A 6918-nucleotide genomic window follows, 5' to 3' on the forward strand; every position below is an offset into this window, starting at 1 on the left:
GCTACCGGATCGCACGCAAACACCGTAATAGATGGTGGTACCCACATCAATGCCCGCTCCGATGACGGACCGTAGCCGCGCTGTCGCGCATATCAGTCTTTACTTGACTTCTGTCGCTGGTAGGTTGCGGGATTGATAAGCGTCCATGACAGTCGCGCACCACTCACGTCGAGCGGAAGGCGATCATGAGAGCAGCCACGCGATCCCGGCGCGTACCCCTGCTGATGGCGCTCGCGGGCGTCGCCCTCATCGGGGTCGCGGTCGGGGGATACGTCGTGGTCCGCACGGTCGCCGGCCCCGACTTCGTGAGCACCCTCGTCGCCATGCACTCCGAGAAGTGCCTCACCGCCCCCGGCTCCGGGGTCGACCTCAGCCAGCGTGCGTGCGTCGGCAGCCCGGCGCAGCGCTTCTCCTTTACGCGTACGGGCGACGGCTCGTTCGAGCTCCGCAACGAGGCGACCGGCGCCTGCGTCGACGTCGCCGACGGCGGCACGGACAACGGCGCCCCGCTCACCCAGGCGCCCGGCTGCGGCCGGCGGCCCAGCCAGCAGTTCGGCCTGCGGGCGGTCGCCGGCTATCCCCGCGCGTACATGCTCGTCGCCCGGCACTCCGGCAAGTGCGCCGACGTGTACTCCGGTGGCGACGGCGAGGGGGCGGGCGTGCTCCAGTGGGACTGCGGCGACCCGGCCACGGCCGGCAACCAGGTTTGGCGCATCGCCGGCGCGCCGGGCTCCACACCGAGCCCGTCCTGGCTGGGCAGCACCCCGCCCGGCGCGCCGGGCACGCCGAGTGGTTCGCCCCCGGCCTCGCCGTCCGCGCCCCCGTCGACGTCGCCGGGCGCGCCGGCCTCCGGAGGCGGCGCCGCGGTGGCCACGAACCCCCTGTGGGGCAAGGCCCCGCCGCCGCCGGGGGCGAGGTTCAGCCGGGCGTACGCACTCATCAACGGCGTCAAGGACAAGGGGTACCAGCCGACGTCCGGCGAGTGCTCCTGGCAGATCCACGCGCGCTACTGGGAGTACGGTCCCGACGGCAAGGTCTACCCGACCTGGCACCCGCCGCGGCACTCCTCCGGCTGCTCGTTCGGCCACGAGCACGGTCACGACCCGCGCACGGCCGACCTTTTCAGGACGACGGGCTTCTTCCCGTTCGGCTTCACCAACGAGCAGTTGGCCCCCAGCGACCCGGCCAAGCAGCGCGACGAGGATCACGTGGGCCACAAGGTCTCCGTGGGCAACAACATCGCGGCCAGGGACGGCGACGCCACCGTGAAGACCTGCGACGTGCTCATGAAGTTCCACCAGGGCACCCACTCGCCGGACGCGCTCACCAACAACCTGCACGAGCTGCTCTTTCACGGCCGGTGCGCGTACCGGAACAACGGCGCGGTGATCCAGGCGAAGTTCAACGTACTGCTCCCGCTGGGGCACCCGGGCGGCTTCAACGTCAACCAGGACTGCGACGGCGACCAACGCGAGATAAGGAACGTCGGCCCGGTCACGCCCGCCAACTCCCCGGACGGCGGCGGCTTCACGGGGCGGTTCATTCCCGACTCGGTGTGCGCGGCGGACGTCCTCGACGGGTCCAAGGACATCAGCGACATGTCAGAGATCTGGACCATGGCTACTTTCGCCCGCAACCAGGGCAAACTCGCCCAGTTCGAGCTTTTTACGATCGCGGTCGTGGCCAACCCGAGCCGGTTCTTCGACCCGCAGGCCGTCAACAGGATCCGCCGGCCGATCGACCTCTGCTACTCGGGCGCCGAAGGCAGGCTGTGTGACCTCGTGCGCTTCACCACCGAGCGGACCGGCAGGAAGATCGCCTTCGACTCGCCGTCGTCACCGTTCAACGGGGCGCTCCGGGTCATCAGCCCGACCCGGTTCGTCGTGCGCAACACCGGCCCGACGACGATCTACACGAACGTGTTCGGCACCCGGATGAGCACGACGGCCTTCCCGGGCGCCATCAAACAGTACATTTCGGGCAACCACGCGGCGGACCGGGCGAACATCAACGTCCCGTTCCGCAACTTCGCCCAGAACCGGGCCGACAAGATCCACGCCCCGAACTAGATCCCGGCGAGGGCCCACAACCCCTCCTGGTCCACAGTGGACGAAGGGGGCGGGCCGGCGCGTCGCGACGTCGTCAGGACGAGCGGGTGCCGTGCTCGACACAGGTCGCCGACCAGCCGGCCGGCAGCACCTGCACCTTCATCCGGCGCCGGCACGCGGTGCAGAAGCGGGGTGGCTCCAACCCGCGCGCGGCCACGCACGCCTCATGCCCGTCTGCCGCGCGCGTCTCCTGCCCGCCTGCCGCGCGCGTCTCGCCGCACCGGTCGCACCACTGCCCGTCCGGCACGGTCACAGGGCCGCCGACAGCGCCTTGACCGGCATGGACAGCTCCTTCAGCAGCGCCAGGTCGTCGCCGGCCGGGCGTCCGAGGGTCGTCAAATAGTTGCCCACGATGACCGCGTTCACCCCGCCCAGCAGTCCGTCCCGGGTGCCCAGGTCGCCGAGGGTGATTTCCCGGCCGCCCGCGAAGCGCAAAATGGTCTTCGGCAGGGCGAGCCGGAACGCGGCGATCGCCCGCAGCGCGTCGCGCCCCTCCACGACCGGCTGGTCGCCCAGCGGCGTGCCCGGTCGCGGGTTGAGGAAGTTCAGCGGCACCTCATGCGGCGACAGCTCCGCGAGCTGGGCGGCGAACTCGGCCCGCTGCTCGATGGTCTCGCCGAGGCCGAGGATGCCGCCGCAGCAGACCTCCATGCCCGATTCGCGCACCATCCGCAGCGTGTCGAACCGCTCCTCCCAGGTGTGCGTGGTCACCACGTTCGGGAAGTACGACCGCGCCGTCTCGAGGTTGTGGTTGTAGCGGTGCACCCCCATCTCGACCAGCTCGTCGACCTGCTCCTGGGTGAGCATGCCCAGCGACGCGGCGATCTGGATGTCGACCTCGGCGCGGATCGCGTCGACGCCCTCGCGCAGCTGCTTCATCAGGCGCGCGTCCGGCCCGCGTACGGCCGCGACGATGCAGAACTCGGTCGCCCCGGTCTCGGCGGTCTGCTTGGCGGCCTTAACGAGCGACGGGATGTCGAGCCACACGGCGCGCACGGGCGAGGTGAAAAGGCCCGACTGGGAACAGAAGTGGCAGTCCTCGGGGCAGCCGCCGGTCTTCAGCGAGACGATGCCCTCGACCTCGACCTCGGGCCCGCACCAGCGCATCCGCACATCGTGCGCGAGTTGCAGCGCGGCCGGCAGATCCTCGTCCGGCAGGCGAAGGACCTCGAGCACGCCCGCCTCGTCGAGGCCGACGCCCTCCGCCAACACCTGTGCCCTGGCCTGCTCAAGGATCTTCGACATGGCACGTACCCTACAAGCACGTCTGTGGAATCTCTACAACCGAGGGGGGTGCCGTGCGATGACGCGGGAGTGGCTGAGAACACTCGCCCACAAGGCCGACCTGCGCGAACGCGCCGGCCTGCGCCGCGAGCTGCGCCCCCGCGACCCGGGCGACCACCTGATCGACCTGGCGGGCAACGATTATCTGGGGTTGAGCCGGCACCCCGACGTCCTGTCCGCGTCGGCCAAGGCCCTCTTCGAGTACGGGCTGGGAGCGGCCGGTTCGCGCCTGGTCCGCGGTTCCACGGCCGCCCACGCGGAGCTGGAGGACGCCCTCGCCGGATGGCTCGGCGTACCGTCGGCGCTGGTCTTCTCGTCGGGTTACCTGGCGAACCTCGGCGCCGTCCGCGCACTCGTCCAGCCTAGGACGCTTATCGTCAGTGACGCGCACAACCACGCCTCGCTCATCGACGGCATCCGCGCGACCGGTGCGGAAACGGTCGTCACCCCGCACGCCGACGTCGCGGCGGTCGACGCGGCGCTCGCGGCGCACCCCGGCCGGCCCGCGCTCGTCGTCACCGAGTCGGTCTTCTCCGTCGACGGCGACCTGGCCGACCTGCCGGCCCTGCACACGGCGGCGCGCCGGCACGGGGCTCTGCTGCTCGTCGACGACGCCCACGCGACCGGCCTGCTCGGTCCGGCCGGCGCGGGCGGGGTCGCGGCCGCCGGGCTCGCGGGCGAGCCGGACGTGATCGTGACGGCCACCCTGTCGAAGGCGTTCGGCGCGGCCGGCGGCGTGGTGGCCGGCCCGGCGCCGCTGCGCGCGCATCTGGTCGACACCGGCCGTACCTTCATCTTCGACACGGCCCTGCCGCCCGCGGTGGCCGCCGGGGCCCACGCGGCCCTGACGGTGATCCGCGGCGCGGCGGGCGAGGCGCTGCGCGCCGAGCTGACAACCCGCGCCGCGACGGCGTCCGCCCGGCTGCGCGCCGCCGACCTCGACGCCACCGTCCCGGCCGGCGGCGTGATCTCCGTGACGGCCCCGTCCCCGCAGGCCGCCGTCGAGTGGGCCGCCGCCTGCCGCGACCGGGGCGTGGCGGTCGGCTGTTTCCGCCCGCCGTCCACCCCGGACAGTCGTGCCCGCCTGCGCCTGACCGTCAACGCGGGCATCCCGGCCGGCGACTTCGCCCACGCGCTCGACGTCGTCGTGGCGAGCGCCCCCGAACGCTAGCGCCCGCCAACGAAGCGGCCCGGCGATCATACCCACGTGCCGCGGCTGGAAGATCGCCGTTTGATGTACCAGGGCGTGGCCCGGCTGCACTCCCGTACGCGAAACGCAGATCATGGTCGCGCCGACACGGTGGCGGAGACGACCTCCGAGGGGTAGCCCTGCTGGCAGTACGAGGCGGCAGCGTGCTCGTGGGCGCCCCAGGCGGACGTCGCCCGGACCTGCTCGCCGACTGGCTCCGGTTCGCCGACCAGGTCTGGGCGATGCGCTGGCCGGCCCGTGGGATCGGTCCGTCCCGCTGACCGAAGGGACGGCGGGACGGACCAGCGGGTGCTACAACGGTCGGGCGGAGATCACTTCGAGCGGGTACCCCTGCATGCAGAACGAGATGGTGCCGGGCTTCAGCGTGCCGGTGACCTGCACCCGGGCGCCGGGCACGAGGACCTTGCGGTCGCCGCCGATGAGCAGGTAGCCGCCGCCGGTCGGGGTATACCCGCCCAGCGGTACGAGAATGAGGCAGCCCATCTCGACGCCCGCGGTGACGGTGCCGATGACGGTGATGGTGGGGTACGGCGCGACGACCGACCCGGATGACGACGGTGCCGCCTGCGCGGGCGCGGCGACGGCGGTGGACAGCCCGGCGGCCATGAGCGTGGCCGCCACGAGGGCGATGGGACGTTTCACGCATCCTCCCGTGTATCTCTCCACAATGGAGATCGATGCATTCGGATGCGTCAAGGTTCAGCTGCCCGCCGACGCTTGTCAAGGCGCGGTCAGCGCCGCGCTACCACCAGGGAGTCCGGCATGCGGAAGGACAGGTTGTCGGGGGAGTGCGGGGCGCGCAGCACCCGTACCCCGCGCAGCAGCGGCGCGCACTCGGCCACCACGACGGCGGCCTCCATGCGCGACAACTGGGCGCCCAGGCACCGGTGCGCGCCGGCGCCGAACGCCAGGTGCCGTCGCGCGCCGCGCTGCCCGGGGCAGAACGCCTCCGGCGACGCCACGACGGCCCGGTCGCGTCCCGCCGCCGCGAGCCACAGCACCACGCTGGCCCCACGGGGCACATCCACCCCGTCGAGGACGGTGTCGCGGGTGGCCACCCGGCGCCAGCTCACGATCGGCGGCTCGAAGCGAAGCCCCTCCTCGACGACGTCCTCGACGCTCACCGCGCCGGCGGCCAGCCGGTCGAGCGCGCCCGGCTCGGCGGCCAGCCGGTGCAGCAGCAGGGTCAGGAACTGCGAGGTGGTCTCCTGCCCTGCGACCAGCAGGAAGAACAGGGCGCCCACGACGAGGTCCGCCGCGCGGGCGCCGCGCTGGCGCGCGTACTCGCGAAGTTCCCCGACCATGCCCCCCGCGGACATCGCGCTGACCCGCAGCACCTCGTGATAGCGCCCCACGACGCGCGCGAGCGCCACCTGGCGGTCCTCGTCCAGGGGGGCCCAGAACAGTTCGAGCGCGGCGCGTGAGAAATCCTTGACGACACCCACGTCCCCGGCCGGCAGCTCGATCATCCGGGCGAGGACGCGCAGCGGCAGGTCGGCGGCGAGGTCGGCGTAGAGGTCGACCGGCTCGCCGGCGCGCAGCCGGGCGGCCAGGCCCGCGACCCGCCGGCGCACCGTGCCCGTCAGCCAGGCCCGCTGTTGCTCGACGCGGGCCGGGTGCAGGGCGGCCGCCACGATCCCGCGGATCTCGGGGTGGCTCGCGGTGCCGTTGTTCGCCAGGGTGGGCGGCAGGCGGAAGCCGTGCCCCGTGAGTACCCGCAGCGCCGTCACCGGGATGGGGGTGACGGCGTCGAGCGCGTTGTCGGGGGCGTACGTGTCCGGGTCGGCCAGCACGGCGCGGACCGCCGCGTGCCCGGCGACCAGCACGTGGTCGCCGACCTTCTGGACGCCCGGACGGCCCTCGGTCGGCGCCTCCCACAGGCGGAACAGGTCGCCGACCGCGTCAGGGGCGACCAGGGTGGCGGTCGGGGACTCGTGCGGCACGCACCGACGTTAGCTGCCCGTCGGCAGCGGCCGCGCGACGGGCATGCCGCCGGGAGGCGTACCCATGTCGCGGAAGCGCACCTCCATGGCGTCCACGGTCGGCTCCAGGTCCTCGTCCTCGTCCTCCTCGACGGACGGCGCCGGGCGCTGGGCGGGCGCCCCCAGCGCCGCCGGAGCGCCCGGCTCGTCAGCCTCCGCGGCGCGGCCGGCGCCGAAGCCGGCCACGTTGAAGCCGATGGGTTCCACGCTGACGGCCTCGAACAGGCCGCCGAACGGCGAGGCCTTGGCGGCCGGCAGGTCGGCGACCGGTCCCGGCGCCGCCGCGGGCGGCTGCGCGGCCGCGACGGGCGCGACCGGGCCGGCGGCGGTCGGC

6 protein-coding genes and 1 pseudogene are annotated in these 6918 nt (G+C 73.0%); 2 read left to right on the forward strand and 5 right to left on the reverse strand.

From position 1 onward, the window contains the following. Window positions 1-185 precede the first annotated feature (185 nt). Window positions 186-2069: an RICIN domain-containing protein gene (locus ABD191_RS26820; protein ID WP_344088031.1), complete on the forward strand. Its 1884-nt coding sequence runs from the start codon at window positions 186-188 to the stop codon at window positions 2067-2069. 73 nt (window positions 2070-2142) lie between these two features. Here the strand turns inward: ABD191_RS26820 and bsaP are convergent, their stop codons facing one another. Continuing rightward, window positions 2143-2361 carry a biotin synthase auxiliary protein BsaP gene (gene bsaP, locus ABD191_RS26825; protein ID WP_425560878.1) on the reverse strand — a complete coding sequence of 73 codons (219 nt, stop codon included), beginning with the start codon at window positions 2359-2361 and terminating at the stop codon, window positions 2143-2145. Then, complete coding sequence (bioB, locus tag ABD191_RS26830; RefSeq protein WP_344088034.1) at window positions 2358-3353, reverse strand: biotin synthase BioB; 996 nt, start codon at window positions 3351-3353, stop codon at window positions 2358-2360. Before bioB ends, bsaP begins: the two co-directional genes overlap by 4 nt. A gap of 58 nt (window positions 3354-3411) precedes the next feature. On the opposite strand from bioB, the gene ABD191_RS26835 reads away from it, so the two are divergent. Then, complete coding sequence (locus ABD191_RS26835) at window positions 3412-4563, forward strand: 8-amino-7-oxononanoate synthase (protein WP_344088036.1); 1152 nt, start codon at window positions 3412-3414, stop codon at window positions 4561-4563. A 330-nt stretch (window positions 4564-4893) separates the two neighbouring features. On the opposite strand, the gene ABD191_RS26840 is transcribed toward ABD191_RS26835, so the two are convergent. From ABD191_RS26840 to ABD191_RS26850, 3 genes and pseudogenes are all read right to left on the reverse strand, one after another. Next, window positions 4894-5244 (reverse strand): hypothetical protein, encoded by a 351-nt coding sequence (locus tag ABD191_RS26840; protein WP_344088038.1) that lies wholly within the window; start codon window positions 5242-5244, stop codon window positions 4894-4896. 89 nt (window positions 5245-5333) lie between these two features. After that, window positions 5334-6545 (reverse strand): cytochrome P450, encoded by a 1212-nt coding sequence (locus ABD191_RS26845; RefSeq protein ID WP_425560879.1) that lies wholly within the window; start codon window positions 6543-6545, stop codon window positions 5334-5336. Between the two features lie 9 nt (window positions 6546-6554). Next, window positions 6555-6918: pseudogene (locus ABD191_RS26850) on the reverse strand (hypothetical protein); the annotation flags it as partial.

It is taken from the genome of Luedemannella helvata (assembly GCF_039528415.1).
Taxonomy (GTDB): domain Bacteria; phylum Actinomycetota; class Actinomycetes; order Mycobacteriales; family Micromonosporaceae; genus Luedemannella; species Luedemannella helvata.